Genomic DNA, 24284 nt, shown 5'->3' on the forward strand with positions numbered 1-24284 from the left:
CGGCTGCGTGTCTTTCCCGGGGGTGTCCCGTATCCTTGCCGCATGCGCAAAGACCCTGTCGAATGGATCCTGCGCGGCCTGTATTCGGTCGTGCTCTACATCCTGCTGCCGATCACCGTGTACCACCTGGTCTGGCGCGGCTTCCGGGTCCGTGAGTATTTCCGCCGCTGGGACGAGCGCTACGCCTCCTATCCCCAGCCCAGCGGCCAGCCACGGGTCTGGCTGCATGCGGTCTCGGTGGGCGAGGTCAACGCCGCCGCGCCGCTGGTCAACGCCCTGCGCCAGCAGCGCCCGGATATCCGCTGGGTCATCACCACCATCACCCCCACCGGCTCCGAGCGCGTGCGCGCGCTGTGGGGCGATGCGCTGGACCACGTCTACCTGCCGTATGACGTGCCCGGCAGCGTCAACCGTTTCCTCGGCCACTTCCAGCCCAGCCTGGCGCTGATCCTGGAAACCGAGCTGTGGCCGAACATGCTGTTCGGCTGCCGTGACCGCGACATTCCGGTCTACATCCTCAATGCCCGCCTGTCGGCCCGTTCGCTGCGTGGCTACCGGCTGTTGGCCGCGCTGATCCGCCGCGCGCTGCGCACGGTGACGTGCGTGGCAGCCCAGTCGCAGGACGACGCAGAGCGCTTCGTGCAGCTGGGGGCGGCGCCTGACCAGGTGCAGGCACTGGGCAACCTCAAATTCGACATCGCCACGCCGGACGTGCAGGCCTTCATCGAACAGTTCCACGCACGGGTGCCGGACACGCGACCGGTCTGGATCGCGGCCAGTACCCATGATGGCGAAGAGCAGGCGGTGATCGAACTGCACCGGCGCCTGCGCCAGCACCATCCGGACCTGCTGCTGCTGTGGGCACCCCGGCATCCCGAGCGCTTTCCGAAGGTGGAGGCGCTGGCGCGCGAGCAGGGCTGGAACGTGGCGACCCGCCGTGCGCAGCAGTGGCCGTCCGCCGATACCGACGCCTTCATCATCGACACCCTCGGCGAACTGATGCCGTTCTATGGCTGTGCGCAGGTCGCTTTCGTCGGCGGCAGCCTGCAGCCGATCGGTGGCCACAACCTGCTGGAGCCGGCGGCGATGGGCACTGCCGCGGTGACCGGTCCGCACCTGCACAATTTCTCGGAGATCTCGCGGCGCATGCGCGAGGCCGGTGCGCTGTTGATCGGCGAAGACGTGCAGGCGGTCGGCGGTCTGCTGCAGCACCTGCTGGAGGATCCGCAGGCCCGCGAGGACATGGCGCACGCTGGATGCACGCTGGTCAGCAATGGGCGCGGCGCGCTGCAGCGGACGCTGGCGCTGGTGGCCCCGCACCTGCCACCGCCCCGCGGCTGAGCCGCACGCGGCGCACTCGCCGCCGTACTGTCGCGATCAACTGGATTAAGCCTGCTTGACGGCCATCGTTCTGTCGCCGCAGGACCGATTGCCGACGCCGCAACGTGCCTCGGATCACACCTCGCGGCATGCAGATGCAAATTGACTATCGATTGCCAACACAGGCTGCCAGCCTGATGTCGACCGTGCTTGGACGGCATCAAGGGAGCTTGAGATGAGCGGCAGCGATGGCCATCGGCTTGGAATGGATCATCTGGGCGTGATCCTGATGACGTTGCTGCTCGGTGGCAGTGTCATCGCACGGGTCGGTCAGTACACGGCGGCGCAGGCGGGGCCGGCCGTCGTTCTCAGTCTGCTGCTCGCAGCCCTCGGTGCGGCGCTGGTGCTGGCATGCCTGTACAGGGTGGTGACGCAGGCGGATATGGCCGATGGCCTGCATGGCCTGCTGGTGGCCGGCTGGGGGCGGTCGATTGCCCGCGTACTGTGCCTGGCGTTGTTGCTGGAGTGCACGGCGACGCTGGCGGGTGCGGCGCAGTCCGGGGCTGGCCATCTGCATGCGGCACTGGCGGCGGCGGGCGCATCCAGCGCCGGTACGCTGCCGGTGCAGGTGACGGCCGCTGCAGGCCTGCTGCTGTTGGGAGCCACCGCGCTGATGCGACCGGCGCGGACGGTGCTGCTGGTGTGTGCGCTGTTGACCGTGAAGATCGGCATCGGCGTGCTGCTGCTGGCGCTGGCGGCCCGGTATGTGCACTACGCGCACTGGATCCCATGGGTTCCCCCCACCACTGCACCGTATCGCTTCGGCCTGGGAGGCGTGCTCGCTGCGGCTGTGCCGCTGCTGGGCATCTTTGCCAGCGCCGGCCTGGCACTGGGCGTTCCCGGGTTGCCTGTTGGCGGGCTGGCGCGACGCCCACTGACGATGCTCATGGTGCTCGTCGCGGCGACGCTGATGCTGATCGCACTGGCCGCACTGCAGGCGGGCCTGGTCGACTATCCAGCGCTGGCCAGCAGCCGGCCCTTGACGGTTGCGCTGCGAAGCCATCCCCAGTTGTCCTGGATGTTGCCGTGGCTGCCGCTGGCAGGCTATGCAGGGTTGGCGGCGCTGCAGCTGGTGCTGCTGATGCTGGCGACGCGGCTGGCGCTGCCGCTGTGGCCGCTTGGAAACGAGGGCGACCCACCGGCGGCGTGCGTGGCGACCGTGGCGATCATCCTGTTGGCGACCCTGCTGGCGCTGTGGCTGCCGGCCGGCGTCTTGCCGACGATGCCGGGGCCGGTGGGACTGCTGGTGGTCGCCGCCGTGTGCCTGGGAGGACTTCAGCGGCGCAGCGAGGTGACGCGCTCGCCTGCCGACGCCGTGCTGGGCATGGCGGCAGCAGCGTTGTGCCTGCTGCCGCTCCTGCGCTAGATCACATCGCAGCTGCACAAACAGAAAAGCCACCCGGTCGGGTGGCTTTCCGTCAACGCGGGTGACGACTTACTGCGTGGTCGTGGCGGGATTGCCCGCGTCCTGGGTCAGCAGGCGATTGATGTCCTGCAGTTCGGCCACGTCCAGCGCGCCCAGCGACTGGCTCAGCAGCAGGCGGTTCTGCAGGAAGGTGTAGCGGGCCTGCGCGTAGTCCAGCTGTGCCGAGAACAGGATGCGCTGGTTCTGGATCACGTCCAGCACCGTGCGGGTACCCACTTCCAGGCCGACCTGCGAGGCGTCGTACGCGCTCTGTGCCGAGACGACGGCCAGGCGGCGTGCTTCCACCTCGCTGATGCCCTGCACCAGGGTCTGGTAGGCATTGCGGGTGTTGCGATCCAGCGCGCGCTTCTGCTGTTCGTAGCCATCCTGGGCGATGTCACGCTGGGCCAGCGCCTGGCGCACGCCGGACTGGGTGGCGCCGCCGGCGAAGATCGGCACGCTGAGGGTCAGGCCGATGCTGTTGGTGCGCGCATCCGGGGACAGCGAACCCGAACCGGTGCTGTCGCCCCAGGTCGCGGTCTTGCCCCAGCTGCCGCCCAGCGACAGCGTCGGGTAGTGGGCGCCACGGGCGGCCTGCACGCCGGCCTCGGCCGCGCTGACCTTCAGCTCCTGCGCCTTCAGCGACGGGTTCTGGCTGGTCGCCTGCTGCACCAGTTCATCGATGTTGCCGCGGTTGGCCGGCACTTCGGGACGGAAGTCGGCCGGCAGCCCCTTGAGGTTCAGCACCGGCTGGCCGGTAAGTTCGGTCAGCGCCTGGTAGTTATCGGCCAGGGTGTTCTGCGCGACGATGGTGTTGGCGCGCGCCTGGTCATACTGCGCGCGCGCTTCGTGCACGTCGGTGATCGGCGCCAGGCCCACTTCCAGGCGCTTGTCGGCGAAGTCGAACTGCTTCTTCGCGGCCGCTTCGTTGGTCTGTGCGGCATTCAGCGATTCGATCGCCACCAGCACGTTGAAGTAGGCCGCCGAGGTGCGGACGATCAGGCTGTCGTTGGCCGAATCCAGGGTGAAGTCAGCCGCCTTGCTCAGTTCGCGCTGCGAGCGCAGGTTGTTGATCTGCGTCCAGTTGAACAGGGTCTGCGAACCGTCGATCGTGTAGTTGCGGCGCTTGCTGCTGACCGTGCCGGTATTGGCATCGGCGTTGGCTTCGCTGCGTGTGCGGTTCAGCGTGGCCTGGCCGTTGATCTGCGGAAGCAGGGCAGCGCGCGCCTGCACGGCGCCTTCCTTGTCGTACAGCCGGGTGGATTCGGCGGCCGACAGCTGCGGATCGCCATTGCGCGCCATCTCGTAGACCTGCAACAGGTCAGCGGCATGGGCAGACAACGGCAGCAGGGCAGTGGCCAGCGCAACAGCGAGGGATCGGCGGATCATTGCGGCTTCCTTGGACTCAGAGGTGGAACTGGGGTGCCGGGGCGGCACCGCGCAGGTAATCGATATCGGTCTCGAACAGGGATTCGGTGCTGCCATCGGCCTTGATCAGAAGCGCTTCCATCGCCGGCGAACGGCCCTGGATCACGAACAGGCGACCACCCGGACGCAGCCACGAGGCGAACTGTGACGGCACCACGTTGACAGCACCAGTGACACAGATCACGTCAAAGCGACGTTCGGTCTGCCACGCCAGCGCGTCAGCCACTTCCACCCGGACGTTGGTACCAAGGCCGGAGGCATCCAGCCGCGCGCGCGCGGCGGTCGCCAGTTCCGGGTCGATCTCCAGGCTCAGCACGTCGCGCGCCAGCGCGCCGATGCAGGCGGCCAGGAAGCCGCTGCCCGTGCCGATCTCCAGCACTTCGTCACCCGGTTGCAGGTCCAGCGCCTGCAGGGTACGGCCCTCGATGACGGGCTTCATCATCTTCTGGCCATTGCCGATCGGCAGTTCAACATCGGCGTAGGCCAGTGCCCGGTGCGCGTCGGCGACAAAGGCCTCGCGCGGCAGGCGGGCCAGGACGTCGAGCACCTTGATGTCCAGCACGTCCCAGGGACGGATCTGCTGTTCCACCATCAGTTCGCGGGCGTGGGCGTAATCAATCGTCATGAGGTTCAAATCCAGCGCAGTGGGCCGGCCATTTTACCGGTGCCGGAGGCCGGCGGCGCGCCCAGAGCATCCGCTGCCGGGGGGCCGGGGTCGCAGTGCCGGAAGTCATCGCGACCACCGGTTCGTTCAGCTTTGCCGTTTCAGCCGGTTCCGGCTCCTCCGGGCGCATAGGCGCGCAGGAAGAAGTCGACGCTGGCCGCCACGTGGGTGACAGGATCGATCTCCACCGATGACAGTGGCATGCCGCACATCATATGCATGTGCACTTCACCCTTGACCAGGGTCAGGAACTGCTGCCCGGCCAGGTGATGGTCGGGAATCTGCAGCTCGCCCCGCTCGCTGCGCGAGCGCAGGAAGTCGGCCAGCGCCTCGCAGGTGCGCTCGGGCCCGGCCTGCCAGAACAGCTCACGCAGGCGTTCGTCGGTCTCCGGGGCCATCATCACCCGTTGGATCGAGATCGCCGCGTCGGAGGTGATCAGCTTGAAGAAGGCCAGGCCGATCCCGATCAGCTGGTCGCGCAGTGGCCCTTCGGCGTCGGCCACGAACAGCGCATCCGGCAGCATCTCGATGCATTTGGACTGCACGGCCTCGGAGAACAGGGTCTCCTTGTCGCCGAAATGGCTGTACACCGTCAGCTTCGACACGCCCGCCTGGGCAGCGATGCTGTCCATGCTCACACCGGTATAGCCCTGTTCGATGAACAGGGTCTTGGCCGCCTCGAGGATCGCCGCGCGCTTGCCAAGATCCTTGGGACGCCCGGGTCCGGCGGCCTTGGCAGCAGGCTTGGCCGACGGCTTGCGGGAAGTGGAAGAACTCATTGCGGTAATACTAGACCAAGCGGTTCGATATTTATACTATACCGGCCAGTTTACTAAATTGGGCCGGACGTTGCGGCTCCCCTGCTGAACTCAGTGTTGTCAGGACGTTGACCGATGAAGATCGTGCGCTGGATGGGCGGTATCGTGTGGGTGGCTGCGCTGGCAGCCTGTTCGGGACAGGAGCAGGCGCCACCGGCGGCCGTGCCGGTGCTGGTGGTGCATCCCGGCGAGCAGGTCGGGCAGGCGCCGGCAGCGTTTCCCGGTACGGTCCGGGCACGCCAGGAGAGCCCGCTGTCGTTCCGCGTCGGCGGCAACCTGGTCAAGCGCCATGTGGACGCCGGCCAACGGGTGAAGAAGGGGGAGGTGCTGGCCGAGCTGGATGTCGCCGACTTCGCCCTGCAGGCGCGCGCCTCGCAGGCGCAGCTGGCCGCGGCCGAAGCCGATCTGGTACGCGCCCGCGACGATCTCAAGCGCTACCAGGTGCTGGCCGACCAGCAGCTGGTCAGCCGCTCGCAGCTGGATCAGCAGTCTGCCGCGTTCAAGGCCGCGCAGGGCCAGGCCAACGCGGCCCGGGCCAACCTGGACGTGCTGCGCAACCAGGCCGGCTACGCCCAGCTGCGTGCGCCGGCCGATGGTGTGATCGCCAGCCGTGAGGCGGAAGCCGGGCAGGTGGTGGCCGCGGGCCAGACCATCTTCAACCTGGCCGCAGACGGTGGCCGCGAAGTGCTGATCGACCTGCCGGAAGCCACCATCCGCGACTACGCGGTAGGCCAGCCGGTGGAAGTGGAGTTGTGGAACCGCCCGGGGCAGCGCCTGCCCGGCACGATCCGCGAGATCGCCGCCGCCGCCGATCCGCAGGCGCGGACCTACGCAACCCGGGTCAGCCTGCCCGCCGATGCACTGGCCGATGTCGAGCTGGGGCAGAGCGCGCGCGTGTTCAGCAGCGCCGGCCGCCACGGCACCCTGCAGCTGCCGATGGCCGCTCTCCAGCGCGGTGCAGGTGGCGCAACCAGTGTGTGGGTGGTGGACCCGGCCAGCAGCACGTTGAAATCGGTCACCGTCAGCACGGGCGCCTATGGCATCGACGCCGTGCCGGTGCTGTCCGGCGTGGACGCCGACGACTGGGTGGTGGCTGCGGGCGGCCATCTGCTGCGATCCGGCCAGCAGGTCGTCGCGGTGGACCGGCAGAATCGCCCGGTGCTGAAGCCCGCAGCGCCGGCTGCCGCACCGAAGGCGAAGGAGTAAGCCTGTGCGCCGTTTCAATCTATCCGAATGGGCGCTGGGCAACCGCGCGCTGGTGCTGTTCGCCATGCTCGCCTTCGCCCTCATCGGCGCCTGGTCGTACAAGCATCTGGGCCAGTCCGAGGATCCGCCGTTCACCTTCAAGGTGATGGTGGTACGCACGATGTGGCCGGGCGCGACCGCCGAGCAGGTCTCGCGCCAGGTGACCGAGCCGATCGAGAAGGCGCTGCTCAACACCGGGCAGTACGAGTTCATCCGCTCCTACTCGCGCCCGGGCGAGTCGCAGGTGATCTTCGCGGCCAAGGACAGCCTGCGCTCCAAGGCCATTCCGGACCTGTGGTACCAGGTGCGCAAACGCGTGGGCGACATCAAGCCGAACCTGCCGCGCGAAATCGTCGGTCCGTTCTTCAACGATGAGTTCGGCGACACCTTCGGCAACATCTACGCGCTGACCGGGCAGGGCTTCGACTACGCCGTGATGCGTGACTACGCCGATCGCATCCAGCTGGAACTGCAGCGGGTGCCGGACGTGGGCAAGATCGAGCTGCAGGGCCTGCAGGACGAGAAGGTCTGGATCGAGCTGTCCAACACCAAGCTGGCCACGCTGGGCGTGTCGCTGCAGCAGGTGCAGCAGGCGCTGGCCGACCAGAACGCGATCAGCGCCACCAGCTTCTTCGAGACCCCGACCGATCGCGTGCAGCTGCGCGTGACCGGCCAGTTCCAGAGCATCGATGACATCCGTCGCTTCCCGATCCAGGCCGGCGACCGCACGGTGCACCTGGGCGATATCGCCGAGATCAAGCGCGGCTTCGCCGATCCGGCGTCGCCGAAGATGCGCTTCATGGGTGAGGATGCGATCGGCATTGCGGTCGCGATGAAAGACGGCGGCGACATCCTGAAGCTGGGCTCCACGCTGGATGCCGAGTTCGAGCGCCTGCAGAAGACGCTGCCGGCGGGCATGCACCTGCGCAAGGTCTCCGACCAGCCGCATGCGGTGGAAGAGTCGGTGGGTGAGTTCGTGCAGGTGCTGACCGAAGCGGTGGTGATCGTGCTGCTGGTGAGCTTCTTCTCGCTGGGCCTGCGTACGGGCCTGGTGGTGGGCGTGACCATTCCGCTGGTGCTGGCGATGACCTTCTTCGTCATGCACTACTTCGATATCGGCTTGCACAAGATCTCGCTGGGCGCGCTGGTGCTGGCGCTGGGCCTGCTGGTGGACGATGCGATCATCGCGGTGGAGATGATGGCCACCAAGATGGAACAGGGCTACGACCGCCTGCGCGCGGCCAGCTTCGCCTGGGAATCCACGGCGTTCCCGATGCTCACCGGTACGCTGATCACGGCGGCAGGTTTCCTGCCGATCGCCACGGCGGCGTCAAGCACCGGTGAGTACACCCGTTCGCTGTTCCAGGTGGTGACCATCGCGCTGGTGGTGTCATGGATTGCGGCGGTGCTGTTCATTCCGTACCTGGGTGACAAGATGCTGCCGGATCTGTTCAATCCGCAGCTGCCCAAGCCGGACAGCCTGGCCGGTCGCTGGCGTGCGAAGCGCCTGGCCTGGGCCGATCGCCATCCGGCGCTGCTGCGCTGGGTCGCACCGAAGGAGCATGCACACGACCACGATCCGTACCAGCGGCCGTTCTACACGCGTTTCCGCCGTTTCCTGGACATGTGCCTGCGCCACCGCTGGTGGGTGATCGCAGCAACGGTGGCCCTGTTCGTGTTCTCGCTGCTGATGTTCCGCTTCGTGCCGCAGCAGTTCTTCCCGGATTCGACCCGCCCGGAACTGATGGTGGATATCGAACTGGCTGAAGGCGCGTCTCTGCAGGCCACGCAGGCGCAGGCCAGCAAGCTGGAAAAGCTGCTGAAGGGCCGTGAGGGCATCGCCAACTATGTGGCCTATGTGGGTACCGGTTCGCCGCGCTTCTACCTGCCGCTGGACCAGCAGCTGCCGGCGACCAACTTCTCGCAGTTCGTGGTGCTCACCGAAGACGCCAAGGCGCGCGAGGCCACGCGCGATTGGCTGTTGAAGGACGTGATCCCGCAGTTCCCGGATGTGCAGATGCGCGTGACGCGGCTGGAGAACGGTCCGCCGGTGGGCTACCCGGTGCAGCTGCGGATCTCCGGCGAGCACATCGAGCAGGTGCAGGCGATCGCACGCCAGATACAGGACAAGGTGCGGGAGAACCCGCATGTGATGAACGTGAACCTGGACTGGAGCGAGCCGAGCAAGGTCGTGCGGCTGGTGCTTGACCAGGACCGTGCGCGCGCGCTGGGCGTGAGCAGTGCGCAGGTGAGCCAGCTGCTGGGCACTTCGCTGTCGGGCATGAGCGTGAGCACCTATCGCGAGGGCAATCGCCTGATCGAGATGCTGCTGCGGGGGCCGGAGAACGAGCGCGTGCAGCTGGGCATGCTGGGCAGCCTGGCCATTCCCACCGCCAGTGGCACGTCGGTGACGCTCTCGCAGGTGGCGCGCCTGGAGTACGTCTTCGAGGACGGCATCATCTGGCATCGCAACCGCCTGCCGACCGTGACCGTGCGTGCCGATATCAGTGACGGCAGCCAGGCGCTGGACGTGGTGCAGCAGATCCTGCCGACGCTGGATGGCATCCGCGCTGCACTGCCGAGCGGTTACCTGCTGGAAACCGGCGGAACGGTGGAGGATTCGGCACGTGGCCAGGACTCGATCAAGGCAGGCATGCCGTTGTTCCTGATCGTGGTCGCAACGCTGCTGATGCTGCAGCTGCGCAGCTTCTCGCGTGCCGCGATGGTGCTGGTGACGGCACCGCTGGGCATCATCGGCGCGACCTTGTTCCTGCTGCTGTTCCGTGCACCGTTCGGGTTCGTGGCGCTGCTGGGCACGATCGCGCTGGCCGGCATGATCATGCGCAACTCGGTGATCCTGATCGACCAGATCCAGCAGGACATCGATGCCGGGCATGATCGCTGGCATGCGATCATCGACGCGACGGTACGGCGTTTCCGCCCGATCGTGCTGACCGCCCTGGCGGCGGTGCTGGCGATGATTCCGCTGTCGCGCAGCGCGTTCTATGGCTCGATGGCGATTTCGATCATGGGCGGGTTGATCGTGGGTACCGTGCTGACCCTGGTGTTCCTGCCGGCGCTGTATGCGGCGTGGTTCCGGGTGAAGCCGGATGAATCCGGGGCGTAATGCCCCGGGTTCCAGGGCCGCCGCCTCTGGCAGGTGCCAACCCTGGTTGGCACGGCGCGTTGCATCCACGCATGCTCGCGGGATCTGCTTTCTGTAGAGCCGAGCCATGCTCGGCTGCTCTTCGCGCGATGATGGGGTGAGTCGAGCATGGCGTGGATCTACTGCAGTTGCAGGCCGCTCCGCAGCAGTGGCACCAGCCACTCCAGGAATACGTGCACGCGCTGTGCCCGATGCTGCCGATGCGGTTGCAGCAGGGTCACCGGCAACGGTTGTGCGACGTGTCGTGGCATCACTTCCACCAACGTGCCGGACTGCAGCTCGTCCTGCACGTCATAGCGCGGAATCTGCAGCAGTCCCAGTCCGGCCACGCAGCAGGCGATCGAGGCTTCGGCGCTGTTCACCCGCACCCAACCCTGCATGGGCAGCGTGCGCAGCTGGGTTCCGTCCTGCCATTCCCACGGTTCCACCCGCGCGGTCGTCGGCGAGGCGTAGTTCACCGCCTGGTGCTGCTGCAGGTCCGTCGGTTGCTGCGGGACGCCGTACGCGCGCAGGTAGGACGGCGCGGCCACGTTGACGAAGTCCAGCGTGCCCAGCGTGCGCGAAACCAGGCTGGAATCGCCCAGCTGGCCGACCCTCAACACCGCATCGCAGCCTTCCTCGATCAGGTTCACTGCGCGGTCGGTCATGCCCAGATCCACCTCCACCTGCGGGTAACGGGCGAAGAAGTCAGGCAGCGCCGGCGCCACGATGCGCCTGCCGATGCGGCTGGGTACGTCGATCCTCAGCAGGCCGACCGGCTGCGCGTCCTCCTGACGGAACAGCGATTCGGCATCTTCGACCTCGGCGATCAGGCGCAGGCAGCGGGCGTGGAACACATCGCCATCGTGGGTGGTGGAGACGCGTCGCGTCGAGCGTTGCAACAGGCGCGTACCCAGCCGCTGCTCCAGTTCGGCGACCGCCGCCGATACCGTGGAACGGGGCAGTCCGAGCTGGTCGGCGGCGCGGGTGAAGCTGGCGCACTCCACCACCCGGCTGAAGATGCGGAAGCGGTCGATCCGATCCATTGTTCGCTCGATCTGGAAAGTTAAGTCAATGTTGCGGGCTTTATCCGCATTTTCCGCACGATATCGTCATCGGGGCAGGGTTGCCATCCCGGACAGCCCCACTCCGAGACCGAAGCCATGACCGACCACTCCCTCAAGGGCAAGACCGTGCTGATCGCAGGCGGTGCCAAGAACCTCGGTGGCCTGCTCGCCCGCGATTTCGCCGCCCACGGCGCCGGGGCCATCGTCATCCATTACAACAGCGACGCCAGCCAGGCCGACGCCGAAGCGACCGTCGCGGCGGTCCAGGCTGCGGGCAGCAAGGCCGTGGCCCTGCAGGGCGACCTGACCTCCGCTGCCGCCATGGAGCGCCTGTTCGCCGACGCTGTCGCAGCCGTCGGCCGTCCCGATGTCGCCATCAATACCGTCGGCAAGGTCCTGAAGAAGCCGCTGCTGGAGATCAGCGAAGCGGAGTACGACGAGATGAGCGCGGTGAATGCCAAGGCGGCGTTCTTCTTCCTCAAGGAGGCCGGCCGTCACGTCAATGATGGTGGCCGCATCTGCACCCTGGTGACGTCGCTGCTGGGCGCCTACACGCCGTTCTACTCCAGCTATGCAGGCACCAAGGCGCCGGTGGAGCACTTCACCCGCGCGGCATCGAAGGAGTTCGGCGAGCGGGGCATCTCGGTGACCGCGATCGGTCCCGGGCCGATGGACACGCCGTTCTTCTATCCTGCCGAGAGTGCCGATGCGCAGGCGTATCACAAGACCGCGGCGGCGCTGTCCGCGTTCACCCGCACCGGTCTGACCGACATTGCCGACATCGTGCCGTGGATCCGTTTCCTGGTTACCGACGGCTGGTGGATGACCGGGCAGACGGTGCTGGTCAACGGTGGCTACACCACCAAGTAACCGGGCCACGCTGGGCGCGGCTCCACCGCACTGCACCTGTGGCGCCGGGCCATGCCCGGCTCATGCAACAGCCATCGGGCATGGCTCGACGCTACAGGTGCCGCCCGGCGGGTCAGCCCAGCTTCGCCAGTACGGCGTCGGTCGCCGCCGTCGTGCTCACGGCCTGGCCCTTTGCAGCCAGATCAGCAGTGAACACGCCATCATCCAGCACCGCGTGCACGGCCGCCTCCACAGCCGCCGCTTCGGCATCCAGGCCCAGCGAGTGGCGCAGCAGCATGGCCGCGCTGAGGATCGTCGCGTAAGGGTTGGCGATGCCCTTGCCGGCGATGTCCGGTGCCGAGCCGTGGATCGGCTCGTAGATGCCGACCGCACCCGGTTCTCCCAGCGATGCCGACGGCAGCAGGCCCAGTGAGCCGGCCAGCATCGAGGCCTCGTCGGTGAGGATGTCGCCGAACATGTTTTCGGTCACGATCACGTCGTATTCGCGTGGCTTGGCCAGCAGGTGCATCGCCATCGAATCGACCAGCTGGTGTTCCAGCGCGACGTCCGGGAACTCCTCGCGGCCGATACGGGCGGCGACGTCACGCCACAGGCGGGACGTCTCCAGCACGTTGGCCTTATCCACCGAGGTCACCTTGCCTCGGCGCTGCTGTGCCAGGCGGAACGCGCTGCGCAGCACGCGCTCGATTTCGGCCACGGTGTAGCGGCAGAGGTCGCTGGCGCTGTCGGCATCGCGGGTCTTGTCGCCGAAGTAGATGCCGCCGGTCAGTTCGCGTACCACCACGAAGTCCACGCCCTTGAGCAGTTCGGCCTTGATCGGCGATGCCCCCAGGGCGGCATCATGGGTACGCACCGGCCGCAGGTTGGCGTACAGGCCCAGCGCCTTGCGGATCGCCAGCAGGCCCTGCTCGGGGCGCACCTTGGCGTTCGGGTCGGACCACTTCGGTCCACCCACTGCACCCAGCAGCACGGCATTCGCGGCCTGGCATGCGGCGAGGGTGGCGGCGGGCAGGGGCTCGCCATGGCGATCGATGGCGATGCCACCGATATCGTGCTCGCTGAACGTGAAGGTGTGGTTGAAGCGTTCGCCGATGGCTTTCAGGACCGCAACCGCAGCGGCGGCCACTTCCGGGCCGATGCCATCACCGGGGAGTACAACGATCTCAGCGTGCATGCTCACTCTCGTAACGTTCGATGTCAGGGACGCGGCCCAGCAGATAACCCAGTTGATCGACGCCTTCCAGCAGACAGGTCTGCGAGAAGCCATCCAGCGGGAAGGAGTAGACCCGGCCATCCGGCGTACGCAGCTCGCGTGCCGCCACGTCGATGGTCAGTTCGTCGTCGGGGCGCTGCATCAGTGCCTGAACGTCGGCTTCGTCCAGGACAATCGGCAGCAGGCCGTTCTTCAGTGAGTTGCCACGGAAGATGTCGGCGATCTCGCTGCTGACGATGGCGCGCAGGCCCAGGTCGGTCAGCGCCCACGGCGCGTGCTCGCGCGAGGAACCACAGCCGAAGTTGCGGCCCGCCAGCAGGATGCTGCGGCCGGCGTTGTGCGGCTGGTTGAAGGCGAAATCGGCCACCGGCGAACCGTCGGACTGCCAGCGCCAGTCATTGAACGCGTTGCGGCCCAGTCCGGCACGCTCGGTGGTGGACAGGAACCGGGCCGGAATGATCTGGTCGGTGTCGATGTTGGTCTGGCGCAGCACGACGCTGGACGAGGTCAAGGTGCGGAAACCGGCCATTACGCCACCTCCTGCGCGAACAGTTCGCGGGTATCGGCCACGTGGCCCTTCACCGCCGCCCAGGCGGCGCTCATCGGCGAGGCCAGCAGTGTGCGCGAGCCCGGCCCCTGGCGGCCCTCGAAATTGCGGTTGCTGGTACTCACTGCCAGTTGGCCGGGGGCGACCAGATCACCATTCATGGCGATGCACATCGAGCAGCCCGGCTCGCGCCATTCGGCACCGGCTGCACGCACGATCTCATCGATGCCCTCCGCTTCGGCCTGGCGCTTGACGATCTCCGAGCCCGGTACCACCAGCATGCGCACGCGCTCGGCGACGCGGCGGCCACGCAGCACCTGTGCCACTTCGCGCATGTCGCTGAGGCGGCCGTTGGTGCACGAACCGACGAACACGACATCGACCGGCGTGCCGGCCAGTGCCTGGCCGGCCTGGAAGTGCATGTAGTCCAGGCCCTTCTGCGCGGCGGCGTCGTTGGCCGCAGGAATCGGCACATCGACCGCGATGGCGGTGCCGGGATGCGTGCCCCAGGTCAGGGTCGGACGGATGTCGGCTGCATCGATGTGGACTTCGCTGTCGAAGCGCGCGCCTTCATCGCTGCGCAGTTCCTGCCAACGGGCCACGGCCGCCTCGAAATCGGCGCCCTTGGGGCCGCGTGGCGTGTTGGCGACGAAATCGAAGGTGACCTGGTCCGGTGCCACCATGCCCGCCCGCGCGCCGGCCTCGATGGACATGTTGCACAGGGTCATGCGCTGCTCCATGTCCATCGCTTCGATGGTGCTGCCACGGAACTCGATCACATGGCCGGTGCCGCCGTTGACGCCGATCACACCGATGATGTGCAGGACCACGTCCTTCGCGCCGACGCCCGGCGCCAGGGGGCCGTCGACCGTGATTGCCAGCGTCTTCGCCTTCCGCTGCAGCAGGCACTGTGTTGCCAGCACATGACTCACTTCGCTGGTGCCGATGCCGAAGGCCAGCGAGCCGAACGCACCATGGGTGGAGGTATGGCTGTCGCCGCAGACGATGGTCATGCCGGGCTGGGTGAAACCCTGCTCGGGCGCGATGACATGGACGATGCCCCGGTTGTCCGAGCTCATGTCGAACAGTTCGATGCCGTGCTCGCTGCAGTTGCGCGCAAGCGTGGCGACCTGCGCCTCGGAGGCGGCGCTGGCGTACGGCAGCCGGCCGTCGGCGGTGGCCGGCAGGGTCGGCGTGGAATGATCCATCGTCGCCTTGGTGCGGTCCGGCCGGCGTGGGCGGAGACCGCGTTCGCGCAGCTCGGTGAACGCCTGCGGCGAGGTCACCTCGTGGATCAGGTGCAGGTCGATGTACAGCACCGCAGGGGCGCTGTCGGATTCGGGAACGACCACGTGGGCGTCCCACAGTTTGTCGTACAGGGTGCGGGGTGCGGAGGTCATGCGGTTGCCTGGCAGAAGTACGATTGAACGAACATCGGGAAATAACGGGAAAGGGTCAAGTCAACGGCGGCGCGCGAGTACGCGCAGGCGCACGTAGTCAGCCAGCGGCTGGCCCGCCGCGTTGCGGGGCAGGTCGGCCAGCAGGGCCGCGGCGGCCTCGCGAACGGTGGCACGGGCCTCGACGGGCAGGTCGTCCAGCAGCGGTGCGGCGAACACCCGCAGCCATCCTGCCACGCCGGTCGGCAGTGCGGTGGGGCGCGGCAGGCATTCGATCAGCTGCACCTGGAAGCCGTGCTGGCGCAGGCGGTCGGCATAGGCGTCGGCGGTCGGGAAATACCACTGGAAACCGCTGGCGCCATGGCCATGCGCAGCACGTGCGGCCTGCACCGCGGCGATGATGGTCGCCACGTTGCCATGGCCACCGAACTCGGCCACGAAGCGGCCGCCGGGACGCAGTGCACGGCGCACGCCTTCCAGCACGGCGTCGGGGTGGCGCATCCAATGCAGCGCGGCGTTGCTGAACACCGCGTCGAACGCGCTGTCGAAGGACAGGGCATGGCCGTCCATCACCTGCGCATCGACGCCGCGCGCGCGCGCGGCGATCACCAGTTCCGGCGACGCGTCCACGCCGTGGATGCGTGCACCGCTCAACGCCAGTTCACTGCTGAGCACCCCATCGCCACAGCCCAGATCGAGGATGTGCTCACCGGCGCGCGGGTCGAGCAGGCGCGACACCGCGCCGCCGAGCAGCGGCACGAAGCCGGCATCGATCGCATAGTCCTGGGCGTTCCACTGCTGGCCCGCCGTAGCGGACGTGGTCGTGTCGAAGGCGCTCATGTCAGGTTTCTCAGGCGGTGGCAGGGGTGGCGGTTTCGCTGACGCTGCTGGCAGCAGCCTGGCGTTGGCGCAGCAGCCGGTTGGCAACGTCCAGCCAGGCCAGCGCAGAGGCTTCGATGATGTCCTTGCTGGTGCCGGTGCCGTCGTATTCGATGCCGTCGTGGCGCACGCTCAGGTTGGCCTCGCCGCGTGCATCGGCACCGATGCCGACGCTGTGCACGTGATAGCTGTCGAGCATCAGCTGCACGCCGGTGGCGGCCGACAACGCGCCGAACAGCGCATCCACCGGGCCATCGCCCTGTGCGGTCTCGGCCACGCGGTTGCCGTCCGGGTCGGACAGCTCGACCAGTGCATTGGCGCGACTGCCGACATCGCTGATGGTCATCGAGGCCAGGCGATAGCCCTGTGCATTGGCGCCGCCCTGCATCAAGGTCTGCAGGTCGGCATCGGTGACCACCCGCTGCTGCTCGCACAGGCCCTTGAACTGTTCGAACACCAGCTTCAGCTCTTCTTCGTCCAGCCAGAAGCCCAGTGCACGCAGGCGCGCTTCGACGGCGGCGCGGCCACTGTGGCGGCCCAGCACCATCTGCGAATCCTCCCAGCCCACGTCTTCCGGGCGCATGATTTCGTAGGTGCCGCGATGGCGCAGCATGCCATGCTGGTGGATTCCCGATTCATGGGCGAAGGCATTGGCGCCGACGATGGCCTTGTTGCGCTGCACCGGCATGCCGACCAGGCGCTGCAGCAGCTGCGAGGTGCCGACGATGCGCGGGGTGTTGATCGCGGTGTCCTGCTCGTAGAAGGCCTGGCGCACCTTCAGCGCCATCGCGATTTCTTCCAGTGAGCAGTTGCCGGCGCGTTCACCGATGCCGTTGACGGTGCACTCGACCTGGCGGGCGCCGCCCTCGATGGCGGCCAGGGAGTTGGCCACAGCCAGTCCCAGGTCGTTGTGGCAGTGCGCGCTGAAGATCACGTTGGCGGCATTGGGCACGTCGGCCACGCCGGCAATGACCTGCTGGAACATCGCGCGGATTTCCTCCGGCGTGGTGAAGCCGACGGTGTCGGGCAGGTTGATGGTGGTGGCGCCGGCGGCGATGGCCACGCGCGAGACCTCGATCAGGTAGTCCAGCTCGGTGCGGGTGGCATCTTCGGCCGAGAATTCGACATCGTCGATGTAGGAACGGGCCAGCGATACATGCTTGCGTACCGACTCCAGCACCTGCTCGCGGGTCATCCGCAGCTTGTGCTCGCGGTGCAGCGGGCTGGTCGACAGGAACACGTGCAGGCGCGGGTTGGCCGCGGCTTCCAGGGCACGTGCCGAGGTCTCGATATCGGCCTGCAGGCAGCGCGACAGCACGGCCAGGCTCAGGCCCGGACGGCGCAGTTCGCGGCCGATCAGGGCCATCGCTTCGCGGTCGGACTGCGAGCTGGCCGGGAAGCCGGTCTCGATGATGTCCACGCCCAGTTCGTCCAGCGCACGCGCCATCACCAGCTTCTGCGGTGGGCTCATGCTGCAGCCGGGGGACTGCTCGCCGTCACGCAGGGTGGTGTCGAAGATGCGGATGCGCGGGGTGGTAATTCGTTCGATGGTGGTCACAGGGAGATCTCCTCGACAACAGGTGCAACGGCGTGCAGGGGGGAAGGGGGGGCAGCGGTGGTGGGCGTGACGCCGGTCCGTGCCGGCGGGCGGGGCGTCTCGGCGCGACGCCGGCGCGGCTTGCGCGGCGGGCGTGGGCGGATGTCGGTCAGCAGGCCGGCCAGCACGCCGGCATCGATGTTGCCGCCGGAGACCACGGCGCACTTGCGGCGCCCGGCGATGCGTCGACCGGCAGCCAGTGCCAGCGCGCCCGCGCCTTCGGCGATGATGTGTTCTTCCAGTGCCAGCCGCACCAGCGTTTCACGCAGTTCGGCCTCGCGCACGATCACCACGTCGTCCAGCAGCGAACTGCACAGGCGACGGGTCAGGAAGCCGGGGATCTTCACCCGCACGCCATCGGCCAGCGATGCCACCGGGGCGATCTCGCGGACATCGCCGTGGATCGCACGGGCCATCGAGTCCACGCCTTCCACCTGCGCACCAATCACGCGCACGCCCTGCGACTTGAGCGCCAGGGCGACGCCGGCGGCCAGGCCGCCACCGCCGATCGGTACGATCACCACGTCCGGCGCGTGCGCGGCCAGCTCGATGCCGACCGTCCCCTGGCCGGCGATCACGTCGGCGTCGTCGAAGGCGGACAGGAAGCGATAGCCATGACGCTGCGCCAGTTCGACGGCGAAGGCGCAGGCCTCGTCATAACTGTTGCCGTGCTGGCGTACGGTAGCCCCCCAGTGGGCGACACCGGCGATCTTGGTTGCCGGTGCACCGTGCGGCATTACGGTGATCGCGGGGACATCCAGCCGGTAGGCGGCCCAGGCAACGCCCTGGGCGTGATTGCCTGCCGAGGCGCAGATCACCGGGCGGCTGTCACCGCGCTCGCGGCCGGCCAGCAGGGCGTTCAACGCCCCGCGCACCTTGTAGGAGCCGGTCCGCTGCAGATTCTCCAGCTTCAGCCAGGTGCCGAAGCGTTCGGCATGATGCAGTGGCGTGGGCGGCAGGAAGCGGCGCAGGCGCGCCTGCGCGGCCAGGACATCGGCGACGCTTACGTCGCCGACATCACTTTCCTTGCTGGTATCAGCGGCCGGCATGGGCCACCGGTGCGGTGTGCGCGACCACCGCATGCGGGTACGGGCGGCGAAGAAGACGCCTCCGTACCGGCACCGTGGTCACAACGGTACGGGTGTTCATTGCGATACTCCTTCGATGCTGCTGTCTACCGGCGTCAGCTCCACCGATACGCAGTCGTAGATCTTTTCGATCTGCCGGCACAGCGTCTCCGCCGGCCGCTGGCCGTCCACGACCAGCTGCAGGTGCCAGCGTCCGTCATCGGCGGCGTCCGGAGCACCGCTGATCGAACGCGGCGCGAAGCCACGGCGCTCGGCCATGCCGATCACGCGCAGCAGCGCGCCTTCGGCCGGCTGCAGCACCAGGTCAAGCCGGTATTGCATTGGGAGTCTCCTGGCGGGCATGGGCTGGATTGCTTTCCAGCATGGTGCTGTTGGCGGTGTTCGGCGGCACCAGCGGCCACACGTTGGCGCGGGCGTCGATGGCCACGTGCAGCAGCGCCGGGCCCGGCTCGGCCAGCAGCGCGGCCAGGCCACCTTCGACGTCATCGCGCGAATCGATGCGGCTGGCGGCGATGCCGAACACCTGGGCCAGGGCGACGAAATCCGGGTTGTCGGACAGATCGATCTCGCTGTAGCGCTCGGCGAAGAACAGCTCCTGCCACTGCCGGACCATGCCCAGCGAGCTGTTGTCCAGCAGCACGATCTTCACCGGCAGGCGGCACCGGGCGATGGTCGCCAGCTCCTGCACGTTCATCATGAAGCTGCCATCGCCGGACACCAGCACCACGGTGCGCTCCGGGCAGGCAAACTGCGCGCCCATCGCCGCCGGCAGGCCGAAGCCCATCGTGCCCAGCGCGCCGCTGGTCAGATGGTTGCGCGGATGATTGAAGCGACAATGCTGGGCCACCCACATCTGGTGCTGGCCGACGTCGCAGGCAATCACCGTGTCGGCGGGTGCCAGTTCGCTCAGGCGCTTCAGCAGCGCCGGTGCGTAGATGTGCTGCCCTGGCGCGTCGTAGCGGGCGGCGAAGCGGTCGCGATGCTGCGCACAGCGGCTGCGCCATGCGTCCTGATGGGCCCTGGGGGAGGGGAAGGCCGCATGCAGGGCACGGATGGCGTGGCCGACATTGCCGGGCACGGCGACGTCGGCGCTGCGCAGCTTGGAGATCTCGTACGCATCGGCATCGATATGGACCACGCGCGCGAACGGAGCGAACTCCGCCAGCTTGCCGGTGGCGCGATCATCGAACCGTGCGCCCAGCACCAGCAGCAGATCGCTTTCCTGCACCGCCATGTTGGCAGCGCGGGTGCCGTGCATGCCCAGCATGCCCAGCGACTGCGGATGGTGTGCCGGCAGAGCACCCAGTCCACGCAGGGTCATCACCGTGGGAATGCCACTGGCCTCGACGAAATCGCGCAGGTCCTGCACTGCATCGCCCAGTGCGATGCCACCGCCGGCATACACCACCGGCTTCTCCGCCGCCGCCAGCGCTGCGATGGCGGCGGCGATGGCGTCGTCGGTGGCTGCCGGCGGTGGTTCGACGCTGCTCGGCACATGCACCGGCAGGTGACTGGCATCGGCCACCTGCACGTCCTTGGGCAGGTCGATCAGCACCGGGCCGGGACGTCCTTCGCGGGCAATGCGGAAGGCATCGGCGACCACGCGGGGCAGGTCATCGACGCTGCGTACCAGCCAGCTGTGCTTGACGATCGGCATGGTCAGGCCGAACACATCCAGCTCCTGGAAGGCGTCGGTACCCAGCAGGGGCGTACCGACCTGGCCGGTGATGCAGACCATCGGCACCGAGTCCAGCATCGCATCGGCGATACCGGTGACCAGGTTCGATGCGCCGGGGCCGGAGGTGGCCACGCAGACGCCCACCTGGCCGCTGGCGCGTGCGAAACCGTTGGCGGCCAGCGCCGCGCCCTGCTCGTGCCGCACCAGGATGTGCTTCAACGACGAATCCACCAGCGCGTCGTAGAACGGCATGATGGTGCCGCCGGGATAGCCGAACAGCGTGCGGACGCCTTCGGCCTCCAGTGCCTGGGTCAGCCAGCGCGCCCCGTTGGGTGGCGCGCTGCGGTGTGTGGAAGAGTTCATGGGGGACCTTGCAAGCGGGTGGGGGAGGGCCGCGTGGTTACGCGGCCTGTCCTTGCAACCAGACCATCTTGGCGCGCAGTTCCTTGCCTACCTTCTCGATCGGATGCTCCAGGTCGGCCTGCTTGAACCGGTTGTAGTTCGGCAGGCCCGCTTCGTACTCGGCCACCCAGTTCTTGGTGAAGGTGCCGTCCTGGATGTCCTTCAGTACTTCCTTCATGCGCTCCTTGGTGCCGGCATCGATCACCCGCGGGCCGCTGACGTAGTCGCCGTACTGCGCGGTTTCGGAGATGAATTCCAGCATGCGCGAGATGCCGCCTTCGTAGAACAGGTCCACGATCAGCTTCAGTTCGTGCAGCACTTCGTAATAGGCGATCTCGGGCTGGTAGCCGGCTTCCACCAGGGTCTCGAAACCGGCCTGTACCAGCGCCGAGGCGCCACCGCACAGCACCGCCTGCTCACCGAACAGGTCGGTCTCGGTTTCTTCCTTGAAGGTGGTCTGGATCAGATTGGCGCGGGCGCCACCGAGACCGGTCGCATAGGCCTGCGCATGCTGCGCGGCCTGGCCGCTGGTGTCCTGGTAGACCGCCCAGATGCACGGAACGCCACGGCCGATCTCGTACTCGCGACGCACCAGCGCGCCCGGGCCCTTCGGTGCGACCAGCACCACGTCCAGGTCGGCGCGCGGCTCGATCATGCCGTAGTGGACATTGAGGCCGTGGGCGAACAGCAGGCACGCGCCCTGCTTCATGTTGGGCGCCAGCACGTCGTTGTAGAGCTTCTTCTGCACCATGTCCGGAGTCAGCACGGCGACCAGGTCGGCATCCTTCACCGCATCGGCGGGAGCCACGACGGTGAAGCCATCGGCCTGGGCCTTGGCTTCGGTCGGGCCGCCCGGCCGCAGGCCTACCACCACATCGAAGCCGGATTCGCGCAGGTTCAGTGCGTGGGCGCGGCCCTGGCTGCCGTAGCCGATGACGGCGATCTTGGTCTGGGGCAGGTCGTTGGTGCTCATGGGGGAGGTTCCTTGCGGTGGGAAGAAAAAAGAACGGCCGGTCGTCGAAGCGACGTACCGGCCGGTCAGGGGAAAGCGGTGGAGGAGGGGCCGCGCATCGCACAGGAACGGCCGCCACGAGGCATCGTGGTGCAGCAGGTCCGGGTTTTGCAGAAGGCGGTGGTCATGGTGGTTGCGTCTGAAACCAGGTCTTGAAATGAAAAAACCCGCACCTGGGCGGGTGCGGGTTTTTGATCGAGTTCCGGTGTGTTCTATCTGCTTACACGCTGGCTCGTCCCGCACCTGTTGGTTGGGTAATAAGTACGAGCACAAGAATCGAACGCAGCGACGCGGCGCCGATGTCGGCGGCTTCGATGTGGGTTCGCGGTGGTGTGTTGTGTTGCAGCATGTGATCGAGAGAAACACAGCTGTTTTGACGATGTCAACCCTTGTCGGGGTGATTCCAGGCACTTTCCGCTGCGTCCAGCGGAATCGCTTGTGGCGCAAGGATGGTTGCCGCTGAAAGTGTTTCGGTGAACCCGAATTCACTCCTTTCACCAAGGTTTTTGCGCGGATTTTGGGGGTTCTGCCCGCCGGGCGTGACCCGGTGCCGGCAGCGGTCGCCGCGGCCGCCTCGCCCCATGACCTCTGCCCGATACCGCGTGAAGGCCGCAGCGGCGATGATCGGTGCTACCACCCTTCCATCGGAACCCGACTGTGTCCCGACGCCTTGCCCGTTCCCTGCTGGCTGCCGCCGTCCTGGCGGCCATGCCCGCGCTTTCCCTCGCTGCCGACCGCATCACCGGCCACACCTTCGCCACCCGCTCGGAAGTCATCGCGCCTCACGCCATGGCGGCCACTTCGCAGCCACTGGCCACCCAGATCGCACTGGACGTGATGAAATCCGGCGGCTCGGCGGTCGATGCCGCCATCGCCGCCAATGCTGCGCTGGGCCTGATGGAGCCGACCGGCAATGGCATCGGTGGCGATCTGTTCGCCATCGTCTGGGACCCGAAGACACAGAAGCTGTACGGCTACAACGGGTCCGGCCGCTCGCCGAAGTCGCTGACCCTGGCCGAGTTCCAGCGCCGCGGTCTGAAGGAGATCCCGGCGACCGGGCCGTTGCCGGTCTCCGTGCCGGGTGCCGTCGATGGCTGGTTCGCCCTGCATGGCCGCTTTGGCCGCAAGCCCATGGCCGACAATCTTGCGCCCGCCATCCGCTACGCGCGCGAAGGCCACCCGGTGGCCGAGGTGATCGCCTATTACTGGGATCGTTCCGTGCCACGGCTGTCGCAGTATCCCGGCTTCAAGGAACAGTTCACGGTCAACGGGCATGCGCCGCGCAAGGGCGAGATGTGGAAGAACCCGAACCTGGCCGATACGTTGCAGAAGGTGGCCGACGGCGGCCGGGATGCCTTCTACAAGGGCGAGATCGCCCACACCATCGGCGATTACTTCAAGGCCAATGGTGGCTACCTGAGCTACCAGGACATGGCCGACCACCACGGCGAGTGGGTCGAGCCGGTCAGCAGCAACTATCGCGGTTACGACGTATGGGAGTTGCCGCCGAACAGCCAGGGCATCGCCGCGCTGCAGATTCTCAACGTACTTGAAGGCTACGACTTCTCGAAGATTCCATTCGGCTCGCCCGAGCACGTGCATCTGTTCGTGGAGGCCAAGAAGCTGGCCTTCGCCGATCGTGCGCGCTTCTACGCCGACATGGCCTTCCAGCCCGCACCGGTCCAGAAGCTGATTTCCAAGGAGTATGCCGCGCAGCTGCGTGCACTGATTTCCATGGACAAGGCGTTGAAGGAAGTGCAGCCGGGCACGCCGAAGCAGCTGGAGGAGGGCGATACGATCTACATGACCGTGGCCGATGCTGACGGCATGATGGTGTCGCTGATCCAGTCGAACTACCGCGGGATGGGCAGCGGCATGGCGCCCCCGGGGCTCGGTTTCATCCTGCAGGACCGCGGCGAGATGTTCGTGCTGCAGAAGAACCATCCGAATGGCTACGCACCGGGCAAGCGCCCGTTCCAGACCATCATTCCGGCGTTCATCACCAAGGATGGAAAGCCCTATGCCAGTTTCGGCGTGATGGGCGGTGCGATGCAGCCGCAGGGCCACGCGCAGATCGTGATGAACCTGGTGGACTTCGGCATGAACCTGCAGGAGGCCGGAGATGCGCCGCGTATCCAGCATGAAGGTTCCACGGAGCCGACCGGTCAGGCCACGGCGATGACCGATGGGGGGGAGGTGAACCTGGAGACGGGCTTCCCGTACGAAACGGTGCGCGCGCTGATGCGCAAGGGGCATCGCATCGTGTTCGCCGACGGTCCGTACGGCGGGTATCAGGCGATCATGCGGGATCCGGACACGGGCGTGTACTACGGCGCGTCGGAGAGTCGGAAGGATGGGCAGGCGGCGGGGTATTGAGGTCCCGGCCACCGGGCTGAGCCCCCTCGCGGCTGATCGCCAGAGCCGATCATGGATTGGGGCGTGCGGATGG

19 protein-coding genes are annotated in these 24284 nt (G+C 67.3%); 6 read left to right on the forward strand and 13 right to left on the reverse strand.

The genetic code is table 11. The annotated features are described in order from the left end of the window. Positions 1-42 precede the first annotated feature (42 nt). Both waaA and N5J29_RS15685 read left to right on the forward strand, forming a co-directional pair. Complete coding sequence (gene waaA / locus N5J29_RS15680; RefSeq protein ID WP_111186158.1) at positions 43-1341, forward strand: lipid IV(A) 3-deoxy-D-manno-octulosonic acid transferase; 1299 nt, start codon at positions 43-45, stop codon at positions 1339-1341. 214 nt (positions 1342-1555) lie between these two features. Continuing rightward, entirely contained in the window at positions 1556-2746 is a 1191-nt protein-coding gene (locus tag N5J29_RS15685; protein WP_239519816.1) for an amino acid transporter, read from the forward strand. A gap of 69 nt (positions 2747-2815) precedes the next feature. Here N5J29_RS15685 and N5J29_RS15690 read toward each other — a convergent pair whose 3' ends face one another. The 3 genes from N5J29_RS15690 to N5J29_RS15700 form a co-directional block, all read right to left on the reverse strand. Continuing rightward, on the reverse strand, positions 2816-4174 hold the full coding sequence (locus N5J29_RS15690) for a TolC family outer membrane protein (RefSeq protein WP_065175111.1): 1359 nt from the start codon (positions 4172-4174) through the stop codon (positions 2816-2818). 16 nt (positions 4175-4190) lie between these two features. After that, positions 4191-4838: a protein-L-isoaspartate O-methyltransferase gene (locus N5J29_RS15695; RefSeq protein WP_053520104.1), complete on the reverse strand. Its 648-nt coding sequence runs from the start codon at positions 4836-4838 to the stop codon at positions 4191-4193. A 140-nt stretch (positions 4839-4978) separates the two neighbouring features. Beyond that, on the reverse strand, positions 4979-5656 hold the full coding sequence (locus N5J29_RS15700) for a TetR/AcrR family transcriptional regulator (RefSeq protein ID WP_065175109.1): 678 nt from the start codon (positions 5654-5656) through the stop codon (positions 4979-4981). A gap of 114 nt (positions 5657-5770) precedes the next feature. Between N5J29_RS15700 and N5J29_RS15705 the strand changes: the two genes are divergently transcribed. Together N5J29_RS15705 and N5J29_RS15710 are read left to right on the forward strand one after the other, a co-directional pair. Beyond that, the gene (locus tag N5J29_RS15705) at positions 5771-6901 is read left to right on the forward strand and encodes an efflux RND transporter periplasmic adaptor subunit (protein ID WP_065181718.1); all 1131 of its coding nucleotides are present in this window, start codon (positions 5771-5773) and stop codon (positions 6899-6901) included. Between the two features lie 4 nt (positions 6902-6905). Beyond that, positions 6906-10067, forward strand: coding sequence for an efflux RND transporter permease subunit (locus N5J29_RS15710; protein WP_164152810.1), 3162 nt, complete (start codon positions 6906-6908; stop codon positions 10065-10067). Positions 10068-10225: 158 nt separating this feature from the next. Here the strand turns inward: N5J29_RS15710 and N5J29_RS15715 are convergent, their stop codons facing one another. Then, the gene (locus tag N5J29_RS15715; RefSeq protein WP_164152808.1) at positions 10226-11131 is read right to left on the reverse strand and encodes a LysR family transcriptional regulator; all 906 of its coding nucleotides are present in this window, start codon (positions 11129-11131) and stop codon (positions 10226-10228) included. 117 nt (positions 11132-11248) lie between these two features. On the opposite strand from N5J29_RS15715, the gene N5J29_RS15720 reads away from it, so the two are divergent. Beyond that, positions 11249-12022 carry an SDR family oxidoreductase gene (locus N5J29_RS15720; protein WP_053520099.1) on the forward strand — a complete coding sequence of 258 codons (774 nt, stop codon included), beginning with the start codon at positions 11249-11251 and terminating at the stop codon, positions 12020-12022. A gap of 112 nt (positions 12023-12134) precedes the next feature. On the opposite strand, the gene leuB is transcribed toward N5J29_RS15720, so the two are convergent. The 9 genes from leuB to ilvC all read right to left on the reverse strand — a co-directional run bounded on the left by leuB (position 12135) and on the right by ilvC (position 21796). Further along, entirely contained in the window at positions 12135-13196 is a 1062-nt protein-coding gene (leuB, locus tag N5J29_RS15725; protein WP_164152806.1) for a 3-isopropylmalate dehydrogenase, read from the reverse strand. Beyond that, positions 13186-13764 (reverse strand): 3-isopropylmalate dehydratase small subunit, encoded by a 579-nt coding sequence (gene leuD / locus N5J29_RS15730; protein WP_053520097.1) that lies wholly within the window; start codon positions 13762-13764, stop codon positions 13186-13188. Before leuD ends, leuB begins: the two co-directional genes overlap by 11 nt. Then, positions 13764-15182: a 3-isopropylmalate dehydratase large subunit gene (gene leuC / locus N5J29_RS15735; RefSeq protein WP_164152803.1), complete on the reverse strand. Its 1419-nt coding sequence runs from the start codon at positions 15180-15182 to the stop codon at positions 13764-13766. Before leuC ends, leuD begins: the two co-directional genes overlap by 1 nt. A 60-nt stretch (positions 15183-15242) precedes the next feature. After that, complete coding sequence (locus tag N5J29_RS15740; protein WP_111186152.1) at positions 15243-16019, reverse strand: class I SAM-dependent methyltransferase; 777 nt, start codon at positions 16017-16019, stop codon at positions 15243-15245. 10 nt (positions 16020-16029) lie between these two features. Beyond that, a complete protein-coding gene (locus N5J29_RS15745; protein ID WP_065181712.1) occupies positions 16030-17616 on the reverse strand; it encodes a 2-isopropylmalate synthase in 1587 nt (528 codons plus the stop codon). Beyond that, positions 17613-18704 (reverse strand): threonine dehydratase, encoded by a 1092-nt coding sequence (locus N5J29_RS15750; protein ID WP_053520293.1) that lies wholly within the window; start codon positions 18702-18704, stop codon positions 17613-17615. The genes N5J29_RS15745 and N5J29_RS15750 overlap by 4 nt, the downstream gene beginning before the upstream one ends. A gap of 96 nt (positions 18705-18800) precedes the next feature. Beyond that, positions 18801-19064 carry an ACT domain-containing protein gene (locus N5J29_RS15755; protein WP_053520294.1) on the reverse strand — a complete coding sequence of 88 codons (264 nt, stop codon included), beginning with the start codon at positions 19062-19064 and terminating at the stop codon, positions 18801-18803. Continuing rightward, positions 19048-20784, reverse strand: a complete 1737-nt coding sequence (gene ilvG, locus N5J29_RS15760; protein WP_111186805.1) for an acetolactate synthase 2 catalytic subunit — start codon at positions 20782-20784, stop codon at positions 19048-19050. The genes N5J29_RS15755 and ilvG overlap by 17 nt, the downstream gene beginning before the upstream one ends. Positions 20785-20821: 37 nt before the next feature. Beyond that, positions 20822-21796 carry a ketol-acid reductoisomerase gene (gene ilvC / locus N5J29_RS15765; protein ID WP_053520296.1) on the reverse strand — a complete coding sequence of 325 codons (975 nt, stop codon included), beginning with the start codon at positions 21794-21796 and terminating at the stop codon, positions 20822-20824. Between the two features lie 696 nt (positions 21797-22492). On the opposite strand from ilvC, the gene ggt reads away from it, so the two are divergent. Continuing rightward, complete coding sequence (gene ggt, locus N5J29_RS15770) at positions 22493-24211, forward strand: gamma-glutamyltransferase (protein ID WP_164150846.1); 1719 nt, start codon at positions 22493-22495, stop codon at positions 24209-24211. Positions 24212-24284: the final 73 nt, after the last annotated feature.

Origin of the sequence: Stenotrophomonas sp. GD03680, from assembly GCF_029844625.1 — a bacterium.
Taxonomy (GTDB): Bacteria; Pseudomonadota; Gammaproteobacteria; order Xanthomonadales; family Xanthomonadaceae; genus Stenotrophomonas; species Stenotrophomonas maltophilia_P.

Coding starts and splice junctions, on each gene's coding strand:
- waaA (WP_111186158.1), top strand. CDS start 43: ATGCGCAAAGACCCTGTCGAATGGATCCTGCGCGGCCTGTATTCGGTC.
- ilvC (WP_053520296.1), bottom strand. CDS start 21,796: ATGAGCACCAACGACCTGCCCCAGACCAAGATCGCCGTCATCGGCTAC.
- N5J29_RS15695 (WP_053520104.1), bottom strand. CDS start 4,838: ATGACGATTGATTACGCCCACGCCCGCGAACTGATGGTGGAACAGCAG.
- N5J29_RS15740 (WP_111186152.1), bottom strand. CDS start 16,019: ATGAGCGCCTTCGACACGACCACGTCCGCTACGGCGGGCCAGCAGTGG.
- leuD (WP_053520097.1), bottom strand. CDS start 13,764: ATGGCCGGTTTCCGCACCTTGACCTCGTCCAGCGTCGTGCTGCGCCAG.
- leuC (WP_164152803.1), bottom strand. CDS start 15,182: ATGACCTCCGCACCCCGCACCCTGTACGACAAACTGTGGGACGCCCAC.
- N5J29_RS15715 (WP_164152808.1), bottom strand. CDS start 11,131: ATGGATCGGATCGACCGCTTCCGCATCTTCAGCCGGGTGGTGGAGTGC.
- N5J29_RS15755 (WP_053520294.1), bottom strand. CDS start 19,064: ATGCAATACCGGCTTGACCTGGTGCTGCAGCCGGCCGAAGGCGCGCTG.
- leuB (WP_164152806.1), bottom strand. CDS start 13,196: ATGCACGCTGAGATCGTTGTACTCCCCGGTGATGGCATCGGCCCGGAA.
- N5J29_RS15690 (WP_065175111.1), bottom strand. CDS start 4,174: ATGATCCGCCGATCCCTCGCTGTTGCGCTGGCCACTGCCCTGCTGCCG.
- ilvG (WP_111186805.1), bottom strand. CDS start 20,784: ATGAACTCTTCCACACACCGCAGCGCGCCACCCAACGGGGCGCGCTGG.
- N5J29_RS15705 (WP_065181718.1), top strand. CDS start 5,771: ATGAAGATCGTGCGCTGGATGGGCGGTATCGTGTGGGTGGCTGCGCTG.
- N5J29_RS15700 (WP_065175109.1), bottom strand. CDS start 5,656: ATGAGTTCTTCCACTTCCCGCAAGCCGTCGGCCAAGCCTGCTGCCAAG.
- N5J29_RS15720 (WP_053520099.1), top strand. CDS start 11,249: ATGACCGACCACTCCCTCAAGGGCAAGACCGTGCTGATCGCAGGCGGT.
- N5J29_RS15750 (WP_053520293.1), bottom strand. CDS start 18,704: ATGCCGGCCGCTGATACCAGCAAGGAAAGTGATGTCGGCGACGTAAGC.
- N5J29_RS15685 (WP_239519816.1), top strand. CDS start 1,556: ATGAGCGGCAGCGATGGCCATCGGCTTGGAATGGATCATCTGGGCGTG.